This is a genomic window from Virgibacillus dokdonensis (assembly GCF_900166595.1).
GTDB lineage: Bacteria > Bacillota > Bacilli > Bacillales > Amphibacillaceae > Virgibacillus > Virgibacillus dokdonensis.
In genome coordinates, this window is the sequence record NZ_LT745763.1 from 1,535,126 (window position 1) to 1,557,129 (window position 22,004).

At 35.5% G+C, this 22,004-nt stretch carries 20 protein-coding genes; 14 read left to right on the top strand and 6 right to left on the bottom strand.

Going from position 1 to position 22,004, the window contains the following annotated elements:
- Positions 1–204: 204 nt before the first annotated feature.
- Positions 205–3,249 carry a transglycosylase domain-containing protein gene (locus B2C77_RS08670; RefSeq protein ID WP_077703260.1) on the bottom strand — a complete coding sequence of 1,015 codons (3,045 nt, stop codon included), beginning with the start codon at positions 3,247–3,249 and terminating at the stop codon, positions 205–207.
- Between the two features lie 536 nt (positions 3,250–3,785).
- Positions 3,786–4,217, bottom strand: a complete 432-nt coding sequence (locus tag B2C77_RS08675) for a DUF4064 domain-containing protein (RefSeq protein WP_077703261.1) — start codon at positions 4,215–4,217, stop codon at positions 3,786–3,788.
- Between the two features lie 353 nt (positions 4,218–4,570).
- On the opposite strand from B2C77_RS08675, the gene B2C77_RS08680 reads away from it, so the two are divergent.
- A complete protein-coding gene (locus B2C77_RS08680; RefSeq protein WP_367112742.1) occupies positions 4,571–4,855 on the top strand; it encodes a DUF6544 family protein in 285 nt (94 codons plus the stop codon).
- Between the two features lie 322 nt (positions 4,856–5,177).
- On the opposite strand, the gene rpsD is transcribed toward B2C77_RS08680, so the two are convergent.
- Positions 5,178–5,780 carry a 30S ribosomal protein S4 gene (gene rpsD, locus B2C77_RS08685; protein WP_050353389.1) on the bottom strand — a complete coding sequence of 201 codons (603 nt, stop codon included), beginning with the start codon at positions 5,778–5,780 and terminating at the stop codon, positions 5,178–5,180.
- A gap of 388 nt (positions 5,781–6,168) precedes the next feature.
- Here rpsD and B2C77_RS08690 point away from each other — a divergent pair, with 388 nt between their 5' ends.
- Positions 6,169–7,923: a sensor domain-containing diguanylate cyclase gene (locus B2C77_RS08690; protein WP_176087300.1), complete on the top strand. Its 1,755-nt coding sequence runs from the start codon at positions 6,169–6,171 to the stop codon at positions 7,921–7,923.
- A gap of 111 nt (positions 7,924–8,034) precedes the next feature.
- Here the strand turns inward: B2C77_RS08690 and B2C77_RS08695 are convergent, their stop codons facing one another.
- Complete coding sequence (locus B2C77_RS08695) at positions 8,035–8,541, bottom strand: GAF domain-containing protein (protein ID WP_077703264.1); 507 nt, start codon at positions 8,539–8,541, stop codon at positions 8,035–8,037.
- Positions 8,542–8,656: 115 nt separating this feature from the next.
- Between B2C77_RS08695 and refZ the strand changes: the two genes are divergently transcribed.
- The 5 genes from refZ to B2C77_RS08720 all read left to right on the top strand — a co-directional run bounded on the left by refZ (position 8,657) and on the right by B2C77_RS08720 (position 14,481).
- Positions 8,657–9,277: a forespore capture DNA-binding protein RefZ gene (gene refZ / locus B2C77_RS08700; RefSeq protein WP_077703265.1), complete on the top strand. Its 621-nt coding sequence runs from the start codon at positions 8,657–8,659 to the stop codon at positions 9,275–9,277.
- Positions 9,278–9,728: 451 nt separating this feature from the next.
- Entirely contained in the window at positions 9,729–11,423 is a 1,695-nt protein-coding gene (gene ezrA, locus B2C77_RS08705; RefSeq protein WP_077703266.1) for a septation ring formation regulator EzrA, read from the top strand.
- A 252-nt stretch (positions 11,424–11,675) separates the two neighbouring features.
- Positions 11,676–12,815 (top strand): cysteine desulfurase family protein, encoded by a 1,140-nt coding sequence (locus tag B2C77_RS08710; RefSeq protein WP_077703267.1) that lies wholly within the window; start codon positions 11,676–11,678, stop codon positions 12,813–12,815.
- A 7-nt stretch (positions 12,816–12,822) separates the two neighbouring features.
- Positions 12,823–14,016, top strand: coding sequence for a tRNA uracil 4-sulfurtransferase ThiI (gene thiI / locus B2C77_RS08715; RefSeq protein WP_077703268.1), 1,194 nt, complete (start codon positions 12,823–12,825; stop codon positions 14,014–14,016).
- A 261-nt stretch (positions 14,017–14,277) separates the two neighbouring features.
- Positions 14,278–14,481, top strand: a complete 204-nt coding sequence (locus tag B2C77_RS08720; protein ID WP_073010034.1) for an alpha/beta-type small acid-soluble spore protein — start codon at positions 14,278–14,280, stop codon at positions 14,479–14,481.
- Positions 14,482–14,586: 105 nt separating this feature from the next.
- Here B2C77_RS08720 and B2C77_RS08725 read toward each other — a convergent pair whose 3' ends face one another.
- On the bottom strand, positions 14,587–15,384 hold the full coding sequence (locus B2C77_RS08725) for an NAD kinase (protein WP_077703269.1): 798 nt from the start codon (positions 15,382–15,384) through the stop codon (positions 14,587–14,589).
- A 170-nt stretch (positions 15,385–15,554) separates the two neighbouring features.
- Between B2C77_RS08725 and B2C77_RS08730 the strand changes: the two genes are divergently transcribed.
- The 5 genes from B2C77_RS08730 (at position 15,555) to B2C77_RS08750 (ending at position 19,657) form a co-directional block, all read left to right on the top strand.
- Positions 15,555–16,121: a DUF2953 domain-containing protein gene (locus B2C77_RS08730; RefSeq protein WP_077703270.1), complete on the top strand. Its 567-nt coding sequence runs from the start codon at positions 15,555–15,557 to the stop codon at positions 16,119–16,121.
- 15 nt (positions 16,122–16,136) lie between these two features.
- Positions 16,137–16,592 carry a GerW family sporulation protein gene (ytfJ, locus tag B2C77_RS08735; RefSeq protein ID WP_077703271.1) on the top strand — a complete coding sequence of 152 codons (456 nt, stop codon included), beginning with the start codon at positions 16,137–16,139 and terminating at the stop codon, positions 16,590–16,592.
- A 245-nt stretch (positions 16,593–16,837) separates the two neighbouring features.
- Positions 16,838–17,338 (top strand): thiol peroxidase, encoded by a 501-nt coding sequence (gene tpx, locus B2C77_RS08740; protein ID WP_077703272.1) that lies wholly within the window; start codon positions 16,838–16,840, stop codon positions 17,336–17,338.
- Between the two features lie 126 nt (positions 17,339–17,464).
- Positions 17,465–18,460, top strand: coding sequence for a class I SAM-dependent methyltransferase (locus B2C77_RS08745; protein WP_077703273.1), 996 nt, complete (start codon positions 17,465–17,467; stop codon positions 18,458–18,460).
- A gap of 6 nt (positions 18,461–18,466) precedes the next feature.
- Positions 18,467–19,657, top strand: a complete 1,191-nt coding sequence (locus B2C77_RS08750; protein WP_077703274.1) for an acetate kinase — start codon at positions 18,467–18,469, stop codon at positions 19,655–19,657.
- A 116-nt stretch (positions 19,658–19,773) separates the two neighbouring features.
- Here the strand turns inward: B2C77_RS08750 and B2C77_RS08755 are convergent, their stop codons facing one another.
- Positions 19,774–20,205 (bottom strand): universal stress protein, encoded by a 432-nt coding sequence (locus tag B2C77_RS08755; protein WP_077703275.1) that lies wholly within the window; start codon positions 20,203–20,205, stop codon positions 19,774–19,776.
- A 178-nt stretch (positions 20,206–20,383) separates the two neighbouring features.
- Here B2C77_RS08755 and B2C77_RS21620 point away from each other — a divergent pair, with 178 nt between their 5' ends.
- A complete protein-coding gene (locus B2C77_RS21620; RefSeq protein WP_164085509.1) occupies positions 20,384–20,548 on the top strand; it encodes a hypothetical protein in 165 nt (54 codons plus the stop codon).
- Between the two features lie 282 nt (positions 20,549–20,830).
- Positions 20,831–21,949, top strand: coding sequence for an alanine dehydrogenase (gene ald / locus B2C77_RS08760; RefSeq protein ID WP_077703276.1), 1,119 nt, complete (start codon positions 20,831–20,833; stop codon positions 21,947–21,949).
- Positions 21,950–22,004 lie beyond the last annotated feature (55 nt).

Genomic DNA, 22,004 nt, shown 5'->3' on the forward strand with positions numbered 1-22,004 from the left:
TACATATCATTATACAACAGTACGATCAGAATTTTTAGTGAAATCTATAAATAAATGTATTGTCAATATTACTTAGAAAAAAAGAGAGAGGCACGTCTATTAGATTAATCCTGGCTTTCCAATAATATATGGAAAAACAAAAACCCCGTAGGTACGAGATTTTTGTTTTTGGTAGAGAATCGTATCTTTTCTTCTGCAAAAAAGTCATTCTTCGGTTGTTTCTTCTGGTGTATCGTCACCTTCTGTATCTTGATTTTCTTCTGTATTGTCTTTGTCATCATCATCTTCTGGGGTTTCGGGTTGCTTATCTGTCTCATCCGTTGTTTCAGCTTGCTGTTCTTCTTGGTCAGCATTTGATGGATTTTCAGCTTCTTTATTGCTTTCTTTATCTGGTGTTTCTGGTTCTTCTTTTTTTGTATCGCCAACGATTAACTCTGCAGAAGCTGTAGATTCCTTCCCGAAATAGTCGACTGCTTTTACATAATAACGTGCGTTTCCGCTGTTAATATTGTAAGAAGTAGATGTTGTATGACCAATTTGGGAGAAGCTGTTACCTGGTCCAGTAGCTTGGTAAATGCGGTACCCGACCACGTCTTTGCTTGAAGACTTGCCCCAAGTAAGTTTTCCGCCGCTTTTTCTTAATGCGCTCGGCGCATTTGGCGCTTTGCCATCATTTTTAATGGCACCTTCAGAACTGCTTCCAACACCACTAATCTTCTCCCATTTTTCCCGCTCTGTTCGTGGGAATAAGATACTGAGATCACTTAATTTATCGTAGCCTTTTCGTTTTAAAAATGCCGGGTTAAATGCTAAACCATCTCCAATGGTAAATTCACTAGGCGTATTTGGACCTGCAGCAATTGTTTTTCCATTGACGACAACCATACTTCCACCAGATACGAGGCTGTCATCTACTTTAGTAGGAACGTATTTACTGTTATAAATATCACTTTTCACCAAACCAGCTTTTTCACAAAGCTCTGAAGGTAGTAAACCTGATATAGCGCAATAACTTCTTGAAACAATCCCATTAGGTCGCTGAAAGTTTTTAGATGGTGCCAACAATTTTGGGTTTACATCTGTTGCGCTGTTAATTAATTCCGCCCATAACTTAATATTTCGCTGTCCATAGCTTAAGCTCATTCCTGCATCATTTAAGGAATATGCAGTTTTATATCCAATCCATGTACCAAATGTAACATTAGGGTTTGTTGCTACGAACCAGGAATCCTTATATTCTTGAGAGGTCCCAGTTTTACCTGCCCAATCAACACCGCGGTGTTTTAATTGTGAATTAGCGTATACCCCGGTACCATTTGTGAGTACATCTCGCATCATATCTACAGTTAAATAAGTTGTTTGTGGAGAGAAAACATCAACAGCATCTGCTTTATGCTCATAAACTACATCTCCACTTTGTGTCGTTATTTTTTCAATCATATAGGCATCAACAAATTTTCCGTTATTACCAAACGTTGTAAAGGCGTTCACATTTTCCTCCACGGATACACCATGCTCCATCCCTCCGATGGATAAGGAAGGATGCACATGATCTCCTTCAGTTAGTGATGTGAAACCCATTTTTTCCAAATATTTGGAGGCGGGGTCGTTGTTAATTATTTTCGAGTAAATTTCAGCTACAGGAAAGTTATGCGATTTTGCTAAGGCTTCTCTCGCGGAAATAAGTCCGTAATGTCCTCCACTGTAGTTTCCTGGCTTACCAAATTCCCAACCTGGTATCTGTTTTGGGTAGTCAGCAATTACGCTACCTGGTTGAATGACCCCTTCCTCCATAGCGGGAGCGTATGCTAATAATGGTTTCATTGTACTTCCATTAGATCTTTTGCCTTGAAATGCATGGTTCCAATTATCGTCTTTATAGCCACGGCCACCAACAAAGCTGAGAATCTTTCCAGAACTATTTTCAATTAAAACACTAGCTGTTTGCACTTTTTCTGTAATTTTTTCTACTTCACCAGTATTTGGATTTTTCTTCGTGTAAGTACGGTCCGGTCCATAGTAAGCAAATTCTTGCGTAGTTTTTTGCATAGCATCATACATTTTTTTGTCAATGGTAGTATGGATTTCATAACCATTAACCCGTAAATCGCGTTTAGCAAGCTCTAAATAATCAGCTTGCAAATCTTTGTCCGTTTCCAAATCTTTCTCGCTATGCCCGTCTTTTTTTGCCAACTGTTTTGCTAAAATCTTTTCCGCTCTATCTTCAATGGTAAAAGTTAAATACGGATATTTATCAATAGAAGAAGGTGAACCTTCTATAAAATCTTTCGTAACATGATAAGCTGAGGCTTCTTTATATTCTTTTTTCGTAATATAATCAGATTCATACATCCTTTTTAGGACAGATTTCATGCGATCAATGCCATATTGTAGCATGTCTTTATCCTTCAGAGTACCATCATTTTGAAACGGTGTATACATGGACGGGCTTTGCGGTAACCCAGCTAAATAAGCTGATTGAGCAAGGTTTAATTCTTTTGCTGAAACACCAAATACTCCTTGGGCAGCGGTTTCTATTCCCGCAATATTATCGCCTGACGCATTTCTCCCGTATGGAACGACGTTGAGATACGCTTCTAATATTTCTTCTTTTTCAAAGAACCGTTCTAGACGTAAAGCGAGTAACATCTCTTTTGCTTTCCGCTCAAAAGAAACTTCATTGGTTAAAATTTGGTTTTTGATGAGTTGTTGTGTTAGTGTGCTTCCACCTGTTTTCGTCTTGGCGTTGGTTACTTCTTGAAAAATAGCCCGAACAATCGCTTTTGGGACAATACCTTTATGTTCTTGAAAATACTCATCTTCCGTTGCAATAACCGCATCAATTAAATGCGGGGATATGTTTTTCAAGGTTGTTTCTTCCCTGTAAAGATCCGATTGCAATTCACCTAAGTAAGTTTCATTCGCAAAATACAATTTGGACGTTTCATCGTAATTGTATATGTCTTGCTTCATCACCTGATACGGTAGGACAGGTTCGTCCTTGACCAGCGAAGCGAAATATCCAGCACCTACACCACCAGCAAAAAACACACCGATTAAACCTATGATAAGAAAAAATAGAATAACATTCCAAACTACATGATAGGAAATGCGTGAAGTTCGCTGGATTTTGCCTGTTTTCCATAATTCCTTCCATTCTTGAAGCAATGGTCGGGAAGATGTACTTGTTTGGCTTAATTTAGATTTCCATTTATCGATTAAAGCTTGACATTTTTCTTTAAAATTCATGTACTACCCTCCTAAATCCTTTCTTATTATAGCACATTCCTATCAAAGGCAATAACAAAATTTTTCCTGCTATTGCATATTCAATGGCTTTGTAATTAAGATACATATACAAATGCCGAGTTGCCGACAGGGGGGATTCAGAAAGATAGACATCTTGCAGAAAAATGAAGTAACACTGTATTGTAATTTCGATTGTACAGCAGATTGGACATTTAGCTTCAATAATTAAGTTGAAAAGATTTTTTAAGTAGGTCGTAAACGAATTGCCCTTTTTGAGGGGCAGGTATGCTTGGGGGACTTTTAAATGAAAAAGAGGATCAAAGACAGTAGGTTACGCGTTATGTTTTACAAGCAGATATCGAATTGAGGACAAATTTAAATGAATTTGAAAAGGGAACGAGTAGTATTTTAATTATATGTTAAACAATTGATGTAAGTTGTGGACATAAGTGCTTTTTCTTTTGCAAAAATAATAGCCAGTACCCATTTTAAGTGGGTACCAACCATACTAATATAAACCATAAAGACAATAACATCTATTCGATCATTTTTTTAGGTCTACGAACGAGGGCAATAATACCTGCGATTAGGTAAGCGGCGCCTCCGAAAATACCAAAGAAAAGGCTGGCAACGGTACCTACAATAGCGGTAACAATGAGTAATATTCCTGCAGCTTTCGGTTTTTTGTCTCCTATTAAGAAGAATAATGCAAGGGTGCCCAACGCTATTTGAACTAAAAACACAAAGAATAAATAGTTTGTTCCTGTTTCAAGCACGGTTTTAAACTCTTGTTCATTTAATTCTTCAACTCCAGGTTCTGAAGTCTCTTCTTGAAGTTGCATGAATTCTTCAACCATTGATTCCATCGTATCATTATTAGTAAACGCAACGACGCCAACACTAACTGTCATTAACAAGAAAATCACTAATCCAATACTAGTGAAAATCATTTCAACTGTACGCTTCATCTTTATACCTCCTATAAATCGATTAACTCAATATCCGTTAAAATGAGTTGTGAAATTTACCTTTGAGGAAAATATATGTATGCAAATAAAGGAAACATGCTAATAAGATATCACATTTTTTCATAGGACGCTATAGAAAAACAGTAAGGCACTTTTTATCTTGAATAACAAGAAAATTCTAACGAATATGTATTAGAATATGTATTATATGAGGGAAGAGGAGAAGGAAAAACTTAGTTAAGTGTTGCATGAAAAACAGACGACCTAAGCTACTTTTAAATTGTTTATCTGCTACTTTCGATTGGGGAAAATAGACCAAATGGATATGAATTTTCCCCTCATCACCCGAAGAAATAGATGATTTGAATTGCAAAGCTACTATAACTTACAATGGAACAACTGCAACTGGAATATTCAAATTTAATAAAGATGGAGAGATGATTTCTTTTACAACGGATGATAGATGGGTTGATAGTGGAGATGGAATTTATGAAAAAAGAAGTTGGTCTGCTATATGTAGTGACTATAAAGAGAACAAAGGTTTCATGCAACCTACACAATTTAAAGCTGTGTGGCATTATGATGATGGTGATTTAGTTTATTTTGATAGTGATAATATGAAGATTGAATTTAAATAGAAGATAATTACATTTAAAAAAAGTCAGAAAATGTGTAAGTCGGTCATACCAATAGATTCAAATCTAAGTGGCCGATTTTCACACGTATTTCGTCCTCCACCTAATAAAAAAATTAGACAAATGACAGGTACAACTTCTTATTAAAGAAATAAAGTCTGATGGTGTAACAGTAACTGGTTATGGTGCAGGTACAAAATATACTTTTGATCAATAGATAGAGAATAAAGACATTACAAGTCAAAAATGTTAGAATTAAAAACCCCTGAAACGTTGATATAACAACATTTCAAGGGATTGTGTGTTATCTTGCAAACTACAAAGATTAACGAGAGTAGAATTCAACGATTAAGGATTCGTTAATTTCTGCTGGTAACTCTTCACGCTCTGCATAGCGTGTGAATGTTCCTTCTAACTTTTCCTCATCAAGTGATAAGTAATCAGGAACAAAGTTGTTTACTTCAATTGCTTCTTTTACGATATCTAGGTTTTTAGATTTTTCACGTAAACCAATAACTTGGCCAGGTTTGACCATGTAAGATGGAATATCTACGCGAGAACCATCAACTGTAATATGACCATGGTTAACAAGCTGGCGAGCTTGTCTGCGTGTACGAGCAAAACCTAAGCGGTAAACTAAGTTATCAAGACGAGAATCAAGTAATAGCATGAAATTCTCACCGTGAACACCTTTCATTTTTCCTGCTTTGTTAAACAATGTACGGAATTGACGTTCATTTAAACCATACATAAAACGAAGCTTTTGCTTTTCTTGTTGCTGTAAACCATATTCAGACATTTTCTTACGTTGATTCGGTCCATGTTGACCTGGTGCGTAAGGACGTTTATCTAATTCCTTACCAGTTCCTGTTAATGAAATGCCAAGACGACGTGATTTTTTCCATACTGGTCCAGTATATCGAGCCATAAGACATTTCCTCCTTTTTCTTTTATTTGTATAAAATAAAAGAGCGTGTTCTATTCACTTGCTCATGATGTTTTCATGTACCATCGCTCCAGCAGCTAAGAGTTACGCGATACACCTCTTTATATGGAGGAACAACATGACAACAGGTGCCAGATCACTAAGGCTACTTTATTATTTTACACAACGAATAGTATATAGTTTTTTTGTTTATAAGTCAACTATTTGAGGTGAATTAAATATTGTGTTTTATTGTAGGAAAAAAGTCCTATATAGTTTATAATAGAGATAACAAAATGATGTACAGTCAAGTGTTATTTCAAGTATCTGATCTGAATGTGTCTTGGCATGCTTTGGGATTTTAAAACATTTTATTAAGATGGTGAGAATAATGGATTTACAACATGTAAGGGATCATCTACAACATGCATATAATGAATTACTCTGTAGTATATGGGATTGCAAGCGTATGGACCACTTATCATTCATTGTAAATCAAATATATGCTTTAAATGATGTTTATGTTGTAGCTGTTTATCAATGGCATGGTACCTACTACAAACGCCTTCTTTTACACCAGCTAAAAAACAGTACGTATGCTACTCCTGAGAAGATGACAATAGAAGAGCAAAAGCTTTACGAACGAACAAATGAAAAGGGATACCCGATACAGATAACGGAGGATTATTTGTTATTAATTACAACAAGGAAGCCTATGCAAGCTTCCATTCGTTCTTTTATACGTTCTGAAGTTATAAATATGTTGGATTTGATGCAAGGACAAATGAATGAAAGAACACAATATCAATTCCTTTACCATTTAACGGTTACTTTGTTTGTGCAAAAACAGAAATCAACCATCGTAGAAATAATATTGCATGCGTTCAAGCACTTTTATCCCACCAATAAAATTCAGTTATTGTTATCACAAGACACGGAAATAGATGTTGATTATCCAATAGAGCCAATTGAATATAATGATAAACAGTCAGTAAGTTTGAGTACCAAGGCATTTATATCTGGAGAGGTGCAAGTTGAAAAACAATTAGAAACTGTATCCAGCATTTTCTTGCCGTTAACAGGAAACCAAGGCGTTTATGGTGTCATTCAATTATTTGGGAAAGGTGGGCATAATTTTTCAAACCAAGATATTTTATTTGTGACTAATGTAGCGAAAACGGCAGGGAAGGCAATTGAAAATGCTAGTCTAATGGAGCATAACAAACGACTCATTTCAGAATTAAAATTAATTAATGACGTCACGCATCACCTTAATTCCAACTTAGATTTGAAGGATATTGCGGAGTACATACGAGACACCATTCTAGAAATATGTGAAGCGCAGGAAATTGGCTTTATTTTTTATACAGAAACTGGAGAGATGACAATTTTACAAGCAAGCACAGATTATTTTCATGGTTCTGATAGCTTTACTACGTTTTTAATGGAGCAAGAGATGCGAGCAACCTTTCATGGAAATTACAATGCCTTTCCTGATTTGCCATATCGCTCTTTAATATGTATTCCTTTGCAGCAAGGAGTAAAAGTTTATGGCATGGTAGTACTTATGCATTCTTCTTCTTATTTCTTTTCCTTTGAGATGTTTAAATTTATGCAATCACTTATTCAGCATTGTTCTTTAGCGTTCTTTAACACTATTTTAAAAGAAGAACTTCAAAAAGCAGTGATTACAGATGATTTAACGAAACTTTATTCGAGGAATTACTTAGAAGGAAAAATTAGTCAACAGCGACAAATAACACGAAATGGTTCTTTAATTCTTTTTGATATTGATGATTTTAAGAAAGTAAACGATACATATGGACACCATATTGGTGATAATGTGTTAAAACAAGTAGCGAAAATTATTCGGCAATTTTCGAATCATCACGCAATCCCAGCGAGATGGGGTGGGGAAGAGTTAGCGATTTACACACCGGATAAGGAAATTAACGAAGCGGTAGTATTGGCAGAAGAAATTTGCAACTATGTGGAAAATAATACGGATCCGCCGGTAACGCTATCTTGTGGTGTGTCTACTTGGAAAAACAACTGCAATGATTCTATTAGTGAGTTATTTGTTCGTGCAGATCGTGCACTTTACAAGGCAAAGCATAGAGGTAAAAATAGTGTTGTAAGAGGGTAGGTGTAATAAAAGAAGTACTTAACTTGAAAAAAATGGTGCAAGCCCCACCCTATGACAGTGTAAAAAACTACAGCTTCCGCTATAGAGCGTTGGCGGTAAGCCAAGATTTTTCTAATAAGTCGTCTCAGACATTTTTAAATAGTACTGCAACGTTTGAACGAATTTCTCCAAATAAATTCGATCTGTTTCATCAAATCGATCATGTATAGGGCTATCAATATCTAGCACGCCAAATATTTTATCATCTAGTATAATAGGTACGACTATTTCCGAATTAGTGTCCCCGTCGCAAGCAATATGACCAGGGAATTGGTGGACATCTGCAAGAAGTTGCGTCTTTTTTTCCGCAATAGCTGTACCACAAACGCCTTTTCCATAACCAATTCGAATACAAGCTGGTAAACCTTGAAAAGGTCCTAGTACTAATTCATTTTCTTCTTCTTTCCAAATATAAAATCCAACCCAGTTTGTGTTATCTAGAAATTGGTTTAAAAGCGCAGATGTATTAGAAAGAATGGCTATTTCATCTTGTTCACCATCGCTTAACGCTTGAAGCTGTCGAATTAACAAATCATAATCTCTCTGTTTATCTCCCGAATAATAAATAGTTTGAAACATAAAAAACGTCCCCTTTATTAAAGTTGATTTCGACAAAGGTGTTATTTTTGTCGAGTAAAAAATGCAGGATAAGTGATTCCGTTTGTCGTAAAGTTGATATAAGGAGTTGAATAAGATGAAAATGAATCCCTCGAAACAAAAGGTTATTGAAGCGGCTACTGAACTCTTTTTTCAAAAAGGGTTTCATGGTACATCTGTACGTGATATTGCAGATAAAGCAAGAGTCAATGTATCCTTAATCAGCTATTATTTCAAAGGAAAACAAGGTTTACTTGAATTCGCTGTTACAGACTATTATGAAAAATACCTTGAAACAGTAGAAGCTACCATTGAACAGAATCAACATCTAAACAAATTGCATCAATTAAAAGAATTAATTTTTTTTATTATACAGTATAAACAAACAAAGCATCAATTCTCTTGTTTTATCCACAGAGAGTTGTCATTAGATTCCGTTTTTGTAAGAGAAATTTCTGTTACATACTTAGCGAAGGAAAATCATCTATTGACTCAAGCGTTTTACGGAGTGCTAGATGAGCAACGGACATCAATTAATGATCGAACCTATTTGTTTATGCAATTGAAAGGTATGTTAGTAACACCATATATGATGCCGAATGAATGGAAACATCAAATAATTGGAGAATACTCGCACCAAATCTTTGTTCGGAATTATGTGAAAACAATTCATGACTGGCTTGATTGTTTAGTTATGAAGCAAAAAAATTATGTATAAAGGATAGGTTTGATAGCCAAATAAAGTTATCTCGTATAAGGTTTACTGATTGTATAATGAGAGAAATACTTGCTAGGGGTTATTTTTGTTTATCAAACGTAATATTTTTAACGATTATGCAATTAATTTGTATTTTTTTAGCAAAAGGTACGTGGAACATGGTATTATAATAGGTAGATTTATTATGATTCGCTGAATATAATGTTAAAAAACCATTCTCTAATTTTGTTATTATAAATATACCTATACGAACTACAGTCGAAAGTTGTGTGTATTTCCAACTTCCCTGGTTTAAGAGAATGTTTGTTATATATAAGAGTTACGTGATACCTTGACACCGCGTGAGTAGCGGTTTCAATTAAATACAGAAGGCGCACCGTTTTGATTATCGAAGCGTTGTAATTGAAAAATTAGGAATAGGTTCTTAGGAGATTTAGTTGGGAGGCATTTTATGGCATACATCATTGGCATTATACTTGTAGTTATCGCACTTGTTATTACAGGACTAATTTTACGTAAAAGGGTATATGATGTTGTCGATCGCAATGAAGCTTGGAAAATGGATATCATGGGTCGAAACATCAATGCCGAGCTCTCCCGTATAAAAATACTTAACTTATCTGGAGAAACGCAAGATAAGTTTGAGGCGTGGAAAGAGCGTTGGGAACATATTGTTACAAAGGAATTAACAGATATTGAGGAGCATTTGTTTGATGCGGAGGAAGCGGCAGACCGTTATCGCTTTTCAAAAGCAAAAAAAACTTTAGTAGAAGTGGAAAAAATACTTCAAAAAGTAGAAATGGAAATTGAACAAATTATTAAAGAAGTGGATGAGTTACTCAATTCTGAGGCAGAGAGTCGAAAAGAAATGGAATATGTTGAACCAGCGCTAAAAGATTTGCGGAAGAAACTATCGCAAAATCGTTATCAATATGGGAAAGCAGAGAGTTATTTTGAAACAAAATTAGATGAACTGTTTAAAGAGCTTGCTTCTTACTATGAACTAATAGAAGAAGGGAATTACATAGAGGCAAAACAATTGGTTGATAATCTAAAACTTTCTCTTGATCATTTGCAAATACAGCTTGAGGAATTTCCACATGTATATAAAATGTGTAAACAAGAGCTTCCTTCTCAATTAGATGATCTACTTTCGGGAATTAAGGAAATGAAAAGTGAAGGGTACCGCGTTGAGCACCTTGCGTTTGAAAAAGAAATTCGCAACTATCAGCAAAAGCTTACACAGATCGTGGATAAACTGGATAAAGGTGACATGGCTAATGGCGAGACATTAATTGAAGAGATCGAAACACGTTCCAAAGAAATGTATCAATTATTGGAAAAAGAGGCAATTGCTAAAAATTATGTGGAAACAAAATTACCCACTTATCAACAAACGATGCAAGAAGTTACAGCTACTTTTAATGACACAAAGCAAGAGGTAGAGCAGCTACAAAAGGCTTATTATTTTGAAGATAGTGATATGGAAAAATATATATCTTTGGAAAAATTAATTTCGAAATTAAATTCACAAATGGAAACAGTCGTCTCTGATATGGAAGAAGAAAAATCGCCGCATACAAAGCTTCGTAAAGAAATAGAAGAAGCACTTGAAGAAATTGAGACATTAAAAGAAAGCCATAAAGCATTCAAAAAACGAATTCAAAATCTACGCAAAGATGAGCTAGAGGCTAAGGAAATGTTGACAGAAATGCGGAATGAGTTGTATTCTGTACAACGAAAGCTTAAAAAGAGTAATGTTCCTGGAGTTCCTACATTTATTTGGAATCTTATAGAAACAGCTAATGATAAAAATCAACGTGTTGTAAAAGCATTAGAAAATCAGCCTTTAGAGATGGCAGAAGTGCAACAAGCATTAAATGATGCGAAAAACGCTGTGACCTATTGTGTAGAACAAACAGAATTGATGTTAGAACAAGCCTATTTGACTGAGCAGGTCATTCAATATGCGAACCGATACCGGAGCCAATACCCGCTGTTAGCGGAAAAATTGGCGGAGTCGGAGCGTTTATTTAGGAATTATGAATATGAATTAGCACTTGAGAATGCGGCTAAAGCAATTGAAGAGGTAGAGCCGGGAGCCCTAAAGCGCATTGAGGCTTACCAATCTGCTGTTGAGGAATAAGTATATACAAGGTCGTATGGAAAAAGGATATGCATTCGATGGTATCCTTTTTTTACTTTAAAATAGGTAATTAGAAGAACTTGAGTTATCGCCAAAAGCTGTAGTTTTTCTTACTATAAACCTTTGTTTTTATATTTATCCATAGATAACATGGCTTGTCGCCATAAAAATTTAGCGACAAGCCAAGTTTTTTGTAACACGTTTTAACTTGGGTATGAAACATAAAAAAAGAGAGGTATGGCAATATAGAAAATGATTTATTTAGATAATAGTGCAACTACTAAACCAGAAGCATCTGTGTTAAAAAGCTATGAAAAAGTGTCCATGAATTTTTTTGCGAATCCTTCCTCTATCCATTCACTAGGGGGAGAATCGGAGAAGTTGTTGCATCAAGCAAAAGGCGAGGCAGCTAAGTTATTAGAAGTTGCTCCTTCCGAAATTGTATTTACTTCTGGTGGAACGGAAGGGAATAATCTTGCAATTAAAGGAATTGCTTTTGAACATCAGCATAGAGGAAAGCATATAATTACAACTGCTATTGAGCATGCATCTGTATACGAGGCGTGCAAAGGCCTAGAAACATTAGGTTTTGATGTCACCTATTTACCTGTTAATCAAGAGGGTGTTATTAATTTAAATGATTTACAGGCGGCCATTCAAGATGACACAATTTTAATAAGTATCATGCACGTAAATAGCGAGATTGGATCGATACAACCTATTGAGGGAATTGCAAAAATTGCCGAACATTATCCAAAATTATTCTTCCATGTTGACTATGTGCAGGGGTTAGGCAAAGTGCCTTTGACTCTCACAGATAGTGGAATAGATCTGTGTACAATGTCAGGCCATAAAATTCATGGTTTAAAAGGAACTGGTATTTTATATGTGAAAGATCGAACCACACTCTATCCATTATTTCATGGAGGGTCTCAGGAACAAGGAATACGTTCTGGAACAGAAAACCTGCCAGGAGCAGTTTCATTCATAAAAGCATTACGATTGATTTTGGAAAAAGAAAAAAATCAAAGAGACGACCTAATACAAATGCAACAATACATTCGTAAGGAGCTAGAGGAACTGCCGGATGTTTTTATTAATACACCGTTACATGCAGCACCACACATTATCAATTTTTCTGTTCCTGATATAAAGCCAGAGGTTCTCATTCACACACTAGCCAATCATGGTATTTATATTTCAACAAAGTCCGCTTGTTCTTCTAAGCAATCCGAGGAAAGTAGGATTCTTATAGGTTGCGGTTTACCTAAGTCAAGGGCAACATCTGCACTTCGTATTAGCCTTTCCTATATGAATACAATGGAAGAGTTACAAAGATTTATTAATATATTAAGCAAGAGTATACAGCAATTAAAAAATGTACTGGGGTAGATATATTATGCAATACGATCATATATTAATTCGTTACGGAGAAATGGCTTTAAAAGGAAAAAATATGAAAGCATTTGTTCTTCGTTTACAAGAGAATATTCAAAGTAAGTTGCAGGATTATAAAAATGTAAAGGTAAAACGCACGCAAGGAAGAATGTTTATTTTATTAAATGGTCATGATCCAGAACCGATCATAGCGAAGTGTAAATATATTTTTGGTATTCAGAGTTTAAGCTTGGCCATTAAAGAAGAAAATGAACCTGAAAATATTAAAGTAGCAGCGTTATATGCACTAAAGAAAAATACTGCTGCTAAGACATTTAAAGTGACAGTAAAGCGCATAAACAAAGCCTTTCCAGTCCGATCGCAAGAATTTAACCATGTAGTAGGACGATATTTGTTATTGAATACAAATGGTATTACAGTAGATGTTCATCACCCAGATATAGAAATTAAAATTGAAATTCGCCATGAAGCAACGTATATTACGTCCAGTGTTGTCCAAGGAGCTGGTGGGTTACCAGTTGGCACTTCGGGTAAATCGTTATTGCTATTATCCGGCGGAATTGATAGTCCTGTAGCTGGTTATCTAGCAATGAAACGAGGTGTTCAATTGGAGGCTATACACTTCCATTCCCCGCCATTTACGAGCGAGCGAGCAAAGCAAAAAGTGCTTGATTTGGCTAAACAATTGACACATTTTGGGAAATCTATTCAAGTTCATCTGGTGCCATTTACGAAGTTACAACAGGAAATATTTCGGCAAGTGCCCGATGGTTATGCAATGACGATTATGCGTCGAGTAATGATGCAAATTAGTGAAAAAATTTGTCAAGATCATTCCATTTTATCCTTAACTACAGGAGAAAATTTAGGTCAAGTTGCTAGTCAAACGATGGAAAGCATGCATGTTATTAATGAAGTTACAAACTTGCCTATACTGAGGCCATTGGTTGCAATGGATAAAACAGAAATTATTGACATAGCTAAAAGAATTGGCACATATGAGACCTCCATTCTCCCTTATGAAGATTGCTGTACGGTCTTTGTGCCAAAATCTCCAAAAACCAAACCAAAAAGAGATAAAGCTAACCATTTTGAAGCAAAAGCAGATTTCACGAAGTTAATGGATGACGCTATAATGGAAGTGGAGACAATTAAAATTACTTCTAACGAAAATGCTTACGTTGATTTATTTTAAGACAAAATGAATGGCTTGACATAATTGACGTTTTGTCGGTGATGTTTTTGTTTCTGGCCACTTATTCTAAGAATTTTTAGTGGAATATACGCTGTTTAGTTAGACGTGGCATCTTCTTGTGAAAGGTCTTATGGTACTTTGTTGTGTTTGGGTTATTTTTATGTAACATCTATTCAATTATTTACAGTAACTACCAAACAAAATTATGAATGGATTTTCTTCTTGGTACACATTCTATAAGTACCAAGGAGGTGATTTAATATGGCAACTAACAATTCAAATCAATTAGTAGTCCCTGGTGTACAACAAGCTCTAGATCAAATGAAGTATGAAATTGCTCAAGAATTTGGTGTTCAATTAGGACCGGATTCAACTTCTCGCTCTAACGGATCTGTTGGTGGGGAAATTACGAAACGTCTAGTACAAATGGCAGAGCAACAATTTGGTGGTCAACAAACTTACTAAAATAATATGTATGGTAGAAGAGGACTATCCGTTAAAGGGTAGTCCTTTTATTTGCTTTAAAAACTAAATTTCGCAATGCGTAGAAGAAGCAGGGTATAAACTAACTTACAGAAAGGTTCGTTTGACACGATCCCAGAAAGAGTTATTCTTTAATTTTACAGTTTTTACAACTTTGTCGCTTAAAGTAACAGTGATATCCTGAATGTTTTTAATGGAATATGCTTCATTATCAAGGCCAATAATTGGGTAATCATTTCCATCTTGACGCACAGACAAACGTAAAGTTCTGTCTTTGTTAAGTATAAAAGAAGAACCAAGTGTACGATAATGGTTATTGTTAATGGATGCCAGTTCTGTTACTTGGAAACAAGGAATGCGAGGGTCTATAACAGCACCATTTGTAGATTTATTATATCCTGTACTCCCAGTAGGAGTAGCAACAATTAAACCATCTCCGCGAAATGTTTCAAAATGTTGCTCATCAATGAATACATCCATCACAATGGACTTAATAATGGTAGAGCGAACACTTAGTTCGTTAAGGCAAAAGAAGCTAGTTTCATCGTTAATATTTGCTTTAATAATAGGAAAACGTCGTATTTCAAGTTCTTCATGCTGCATAGTATGCATCATTTTATCAAAATTGTCCAAATGAAAATCACAATATAAACTGGATTCTCCTGAGCGATTAATTCCAATATAAATGCAATCTTGGCGGTATTGTGTTTTTCTAGCTGCCTGCAGAAAAGCACCATCGCCACCGATACTCACAATTATATTTGCGTGTTTAGCATCTTCTACAACTTTAAAACCGTTTTCAATTGCGGCATGATGAAGAGTTGCTATCTTTTCTTCTATACCGGTTGGATTTAAGTAGTAAAAAAACAAGTTATTTCGTTCCATCCTATTATACCCTCCGTCTATGTAAGCTTCTATGTCGTTTTAATATGAAAGATTGTTTCACTTCATTCTACCATGTTTATCAAAAGTTTTAAAAATAAATACCGTTTGTAGTTAATTTTGGATAAAAATAGAATTGCAGTAGAATAATACCTTGTAATGGGGTGAAAAGCGTGTGGATTACATTTTGGGTTTTATTTATTTTGTTAATAACTATGATCATGATTTGTTCAATTAATTGGAAGATGAGTATTCGCATTGAATATTCTTCAACACAATTTATGTTACATATAAAAATAAGTTGGCTTTTTATTCAAATAGTAAATAAGACAATTCAACTTCAGCAACTGGAAACGTATGAAGAGCGTTCTTTTGATTCTTTATCTGACCAGTTACAAAAAATGTATCGTCTTCTAAAAGAGATCAATGCCATAGCCAAAGCTACTTTACAACATATAGTTATTCAGCAATGGCAATGGTATACGAAAGGAGGGACAGGAGATGCTGCTGTAACAGGCACACTTTCTGGTTTCGTTTGGGGAATTAAAGGTGTCATAACTAGCTGGATTATGGGGAAAAGTAAGCAAAGTTGCAAATCAGACTTGCAAGTGCAACCTTTATTTCAACAAAGATATTTAGAGGTGTATTTTTCTTGTATGGTATCCATTAAAATCACACAAGCTATAACTAGTTTTATACAAGTGTTACGAATAGTAGATATGCAAACAAAGCAAAGTTAAAGGAGTGTAAAGTATATGGAAGATCATCCAATACAAGGTTTAATGACAACAGCAATGGAAAACTTAAAGGATATGGTGGAGGCAAATACCATTATAGGTAATCCTGTACAATCTCCAGACGGTAGTATAATTATTCCTGTATCTAAGGTTGGGTTTGGTTTTGCAGCAGGCGGCAGCGAATTTCAATCAACAAGTAACCTTTCATCAGACAGTGAAGCGACATTGCCTTTTGGCGGTGGTAGTGGAGGTGGTGTATCCATTACACCTGTAGCCTTTTTAATCGCAAGTAATCAAGGAATTAAGATGGTGCATTTGGATGAGCAAACACATATTTATGAAAAAATGTTGCATTTTGCTCCTCAAGTTGTCGAAAAAGTACAAGAGATTATTCAATCTGCTGATAAAAAACAGTCATCGAAGAAAGATACCGAAAAAAAAGATAAACAAGCTCCGACGCAATATGATGTTTGATTTAGGAGCAAGGATTACTTTCTTTTGGGGTGATTCTGTAAAAAGGAAAATTATTATTTTCCTATAAAATGGCAATTGGAGTGGTTTTTACACAGAATAGACGAAACAAAGTTGAATGCAAGTAAACAAAAATGAAAGCGGTTGTTATTTTGTTCACAAATTATTCCTCGTAAAATAGTGGACATGGATCATGAATCAATTCATAATAGTAGGGGAATACAATTATTTAGGAAGGAATGATTCTTATGGCAAATGTGACATTCCAACATAAACCAGTTACCCTGTTAGGTACAGAGGTGCAAGTTGGTGATCAAGCACCAAATTTCAGGGTATTGACGACTGATTTACAAGATGCAACGTTGGATGATTACAAGGGAAAAATAAAGCTAATCAGTGTTGTTCCTTCGATTGATACTGGTGTATGTGCTGATCAAACAAAGCGGTTTAATGAAGAAGCATCCGCAATAGGTAACGTTCAAGTACTAACAGTGAGTATGGATTTGCCTTTTGCACAAAAGCGTTGGGTAACCGAGCATAATATCGATAAATTAGAAATGTTATCCGACCACCGTAATGCAAATTTTGGTCATCAATACGGAGTTCTTATAAAAGAATTACGCTTACTGACGCGAGCTATTTTTATCATCGATCGTAACGACAAAGTTCAATACGTCGAATATGTGAGTGAAGTGAGCAATCATCCAGATTATGAAGCTGCTCTGGAGGCTGCGAAAAAAGCAATTTAACATCTCTCTCCATTGGGAGGGGGATTTTTACTGTCCAATCGGGTGAAAGCACAATTCATTGTATTCATTTAATCCTTTTGATACAATAGATGACGCTTTATAGCAACCGAATGGAGGCTGCAATGAATGAAGAATTCAAAATCAAATGTAGAGACACTTTATAGTTGGATAGATGAGATTACTACAACTATCCAAGAATATGTGAATGAAACTTATTTAGACAGCTTGATATATGCACAAGAATGTATTTTTCACTGCACACCTACGATAAATCATGACGAACAACTAACTCATAAGCTGGAAACATTATTACAAACCACATCCATAGCTGACTATACAGTTGAAGAGATTAGAAAGGCAAATCAGCTAGCAATATTAAAAGGAATGAAAGGCTCAATTCAAGCACAGCATATGATGACTCCTGAAACAATTGCTTTAATTATTGCTTATCTAAGCAACAAACTAATGGAAGGGCAAAAATCAATTCGTATTTTTGATCCAGCAAGCGGTACTGGAAACTTGTTGACAACTGTGTATAGCCAACTTCCTCAAGATAAAGAAGCGTATGCAAGTGAAGTCGATCCAACATTAATTCAACTAGGTGTATGGAATGCCAATCTACAAAAGCAGCAAATTGAATTTTTTCACCAAGATAGTTTGCAACCTTTTTTACTAGACCCGGTTGATTTAGTTGTAGCAGATTTACCAGTGGGCTATTATCCTGACGACATGCAGGCGTCACGCTTTGAATTACAAGCAAAAGAAGGACATTCCTATGCACATCATTTATTTATGGAGCAAAGTCTTAAATATACTGTAGATGGAGCATATCTTTTATTTGTTATTCCTGAGTTTTTGTTTGAAAGTGATCAAGCAGATCAATTAAAGAAATTTTTACATGAACATGCACATATTGTAGGACTACTAGGTTTACCTGATACAGCATTCCAAACAGATAAACAAAAAAAGAGTATTTTAATTTTACAAAAAAAAGGTCACCATACCACCACTCCTAAACAACCATTATTGGTGAAAATGCCTTCTTTTTCAAATACCAATGCAATGGGAGATATTTTAGGTCAAATAAATAATTGGTTCCAAACGTATAAAAAGAGGAGTTGAACAGCAATGAGTAACGTATTGGCTATTAATGCCGGTAGTTCATCTTTGAAATTCCAACTAATAAAAATGCCAGAAGAAACGGTTCTTGCTAAAGGGCTTGTAGAAAGAATTGGTCTTCATGAAGCTATCTTTGAAATGAAAGCACAAGAGAAAAAAGAGAAATTCGTAGGTGATATTCCTAATCATGAAGAAGCTGTAAGGAAATTATTAGAAGGTTTGAAAAAATCAGGCGTCATTACGTCACTTGATCAAATTAATGCAGTAGGTCATCGTATTGTTCATGGAGGAGAAAAATTTAGCGATTCTGTGTTAATAACTGAACATGTTATTCAAGGAATTGAAGAAATTTCTGAATTGGCTCCTTTGCACAATCCAGCACATTTAACAGGCATTCATGCATTTCGCCATATCTTGCCAGAAGTGCCTATGGTTGCTGTGTTTGATACTGCATTTCATCAAACAATGCCGCCTTCATCTTACTTATATAGTTTGCCATATAATTATTATGAAGATTATGGTATTCGTAAATATGGTTTCCATGGAACATCGCATAAATACGTTTCCCAGCGTGCAGCAGAATTGTTAGGTGCGCCACTTGAAAATTTAAGGTTAATCTCTTGTCACTTAGGAAATGGGTCTAGTATCGCTGCTATTCAAGGTGGAAAATCACTTGATACGTCAATGGGATTCACACCACTAGCTGGTTTAACAATGGGGACTCGCTCTGGAGACATTGATCCAGCACTTATACCATATATTATGGAAAAAACAGGGAAATCAGCTTCAGAAGTCGTTCATGTGCTAAATAAAGAAAGTGGTATGTTAGCTCTATCTGGTTTTTCTAGTGATTTAAGGGACATTGAGCAAAAGGCTGAAGAGGATACTAGAGCTAAGCTAGCATTAGATGTATTTGCTGAACGTATCCATAAATACTTAGGTTCTTATGCAGCTAAAATGAGTGGCGTCGATGCCATCATTTTCACAGCTGGTGTTGGAGAAAACAGTGTATTAATTCGAGAAAAAGTTTTACGCGGCTTAGAGTTTATGGGTGTATACTGGGACCCTACATTGAATAACACACGAGGAAAAGAACAATTTGTTAATTATCCTCATTCCCCTGTAAAAGTAATCATTATTCCTACAAATGAAGAAGTAATGATTGCAAGGGATACAGTTCGACTAACAGAATCAATTTAATTAAAAAGGTTTTGCGTGGTTTAGCCATGACAAAACCTTTTTAAAAACTTGTTGCTATAGTAAAAACAGTTCAGACAGCGCTTCGCTAACGGAAGCGCTGTGTACGGTTAAAGCCTTTATCGAACGACAAGAACGTCACATGTAGCGTAACGAGTAATGTTTTCGGATACGCTTCCAATTAAAAATCTTTCTACCGCGTTCATACCTGTTGCTCCACAAATAATTAAATCTGCTTCAAATTGTTTGGCAATATCTTTTGCGATTTTTACTTTCGGAGATCCATATTCCACACAACGTACTAAATCGTCCACTCCCGCTCCTTTAGCGTTATCAACATAAGTATCTAGTAGCTCTTTTGCATACTCATCTGCTCTTTCTGCTAAAGTACGATCGTATGCTTCTGCAGTAGCAAATGTTCGAGAATCAACAACATGTGCTAGAATGAGCCTTGCATCGTTATTCCTTTTGGCGATAGCGAGTGATTTCTTAAATGCTTTTTCAGATGCTTCAGATCCATCTACAGCAACAACAATATTTTTATATTCCACTTTTCATCTCCCCTTCCTATTTCCACTATATACCCATTTTACTTTTACAACAATCAATTTATGGTGTTTTTGTTAAAATAATATTATAATATCGCTACATATCAAGGCAATACTATAAGTAAGTTCAAAAGCAATTTCGCTTTTGCTACAATCTCTATTCAGTGAAAGAGGGATATATTTGGCGAAAAATAATCAGCAAAATCATGGTTCTAAGAAATTGTTTACAGATGAAAAAGGTGTAGAGGCAGTTCGAAATCAGTTAAATGAAAGCTATCAAAGTGGGGTTGTGGAACAACTGCATAATAATAAGGGGATCTATACTTTTAATAATCGAAAAAATTAATTCTTCTTAATAGAGACTCTCGTCGCTACGGTTTTCCGTTAAAGACTAGTGAGTCTCTTTTCCTGTAGGCAAAGAAACGGTCGTTCATCATAATTTTTCTTCCTATCCCCTTCATTCCAATTGTTAATGATCACTTATCCCCATTTTAAACATTTTCATAAGCTGTTAGGAAATTTTTTCAAAAAAATGTATGTTTCAGTTTCTTTCTACTTCCTATTTTTTTAAATATTTGATACTGTTAGATTATAAATGAATTATATTTATGAAGGAGGTATTTACAAAATGAATATCGGAGTACCAAAAGAGATAAAAAACAATGAAAATAGGGTGGCCATGGCTCCGTCTGGTGTATTAACATTAACAAAGGCTGGTCATCAAATTTTCATGGAAACAAATGCAGGTTTAGGCTCAGGTTTTTCTGATGAGCAATACGTAAATGCTGGGGCTACCATTGTTTCAAGCCCGAAAGAAGCATGGTCACAAGAAATGGTAATGAAAGTAAAAGAGCCTTTACCAGAAGAATATAGTTATTTTTATGAAGGTCAAATTTTATTTACATATTTGCATTTAGCTGCAGAAGCAGAATTAACGAAGGAACTAGTTAATAAAAAAGTAACTGCAATTGCTTATGAGACAGTGCAATTACCAAATAATACATTGCCGCTTTTAACACCTATGAGTGAAGTAGCTGGGAAGATGGCTTCACAAATCGGCGCTCAGTTTCTAGAGAAAACAAAAGGTGGAAAAGGTATTCTGTTAAGCGGAATTCCTGGCGTCAGACGTGCCAAAATCACTATTATTGGTGGTGGAGTTGTTGGAACAAACGCGGCCAAAATAGCTGTCGGTTTAGGAGCAGATGTAACTCTAATTGATTTAAATCCAGAACGTTTACGACAGCTTGATGATATTTTTGGTTTCTCGATTAATACGATGATGTCGAATCCAATGAATATAAGTCTTGCTTTAGCTGAGTCGGATCTTGTCATAGGAGCCGTGCTAATCCCTGGAGCGAAAGCACCAAAATTAGTAACGGAAGAAATGGTACAAAATATGTCTGATGGGTCTGTCATTGTAGATGTAGCTATTGATCAAGGAGGAATATTTGAGACGAGTGATCATGTGACTACGCATGATGACCCAACTTATACGAAGCATGGTGTCTTACATTACTCGGTAGCTAATATGCCAGGAGCTGTTCCTAGAACGTCTACTATTGGGTTGACGAATGTCACTGTGCCATATGCTTTGCAATTGGCTAACTTTGGAGTCGAGACCGCTTTTCAAAATAACGAATCACTCTTAAAAGGGGTAAATACATGGAAAGGAATTGTAACTCATCAAGGTGTCGCAAATGCTCATGAAATGAACTATGTCGACCCACACACATTACTTGAGTTGTAATAATATATGAACCCAACATAAATAAGGTTTCTTGGTTTTTATCAAAGACCAAAGT

Coding starts and splice junctions, on each gene's coding strand:
- B2C77_RS08670 (WP_077703260.1), bottom strand. CDS start 3,249: ATGAATTTTAAAGAAAAATGTCAAGCTTTAATCGATAAATGGAAATCT.
- B2C77_RS08675 (WP_077703261.1), bottom strand. CDS start 4,217: ATGAAGCGTACAGTTGAAATGATTTTCACTAGTATTGGATTAGTGATT.
- rpsD (WP_050353389.1), bottom strand. CDS start 5,780: ATGGCTCGATATACTGGACCAGTATGGAAAAAATCACGTCGTCTTGGC.
- B2C77_RS08690 (WP_176087300.1), top strand. CDS start 6,169: ATGGATTTACAACATGTAAGGGATCATCTACAACATGCATATAATGAA.
- B2C77_RS08695 (WP_077703264.1), bottom strand. CDS start 8,541: ATGTTTCAAACTATTTATTATTCGGGAGATAAACAGAGAGATTATGAT.
- refZ (WP_077703265.1), top strand. CDS start 8,657: ATGAAAATGAATCCCTCGAAACAAAAGGTTATTGAAGCGGCTACTGAA.
- ezrA (WP_077703266.1), top strand. CDS start 9,729: ATGGCATACATCATTGGCATTATACTTGTAGTTATCGCACTTGTTATT.
- B2C77_RS08710 (WP_077703267.1), top strand. CDS start 11,676: ATGATTTATTTAGATAATAGTGCAACTACTAAACCAGAAGCATCTGTG.
- thiI (WP_077703268.1), top strand. CDS start 12,823: ATGCAATACGATCATATATTAATTCGTTACGGAGAAATGGCTTTAAAA.
- B2C77_RS08720 (WP_073010034.1), top strand. CDS start 14,278: ATGGCAACTAACAATTCAAATCAATTAGTAGTCCCTGGTGTACAACAA.
- B2C77_RS08725 (WP_077703269.1), bottom strand. CDS start 15,384: ATGGAACGAAATAACTTGTTTTTTTACTACTTAAATCCAACCGGTATA.
- ytfJ (WP_077703271.1), top strand. CDS start 16,137: ATGGAAGATCATCCAATACAAGGTTTAATGACAACAGCAATGGAAAAC.
- tpx (WP_077703272.1), top strand. CDS start 16,838: ATGGCAAATGTGACATTCCAACATAAACCAGTTACCCTGTTAGGTACA.
- B2C77_RS08745 (WP_077703273.1), top strand. CDS start 17,465: ATGAAGAATTCAAAATCAAATGTAGAGACACTTTATAGTTGGATAGAT.
- B2C77_RS08750 (WP_077703274.1), top strand. CDS start 18,467: ATGAGTAACGTATTGGCTATTAATGCCGGTAGTTCATCTTTGAAATTC.
- ald (WP_077703276.1), top strand. CDS start 20,831: ATGAATATCGGAGTACCAAAAGAGATAAAAAACAATGAAAATAGGGTG.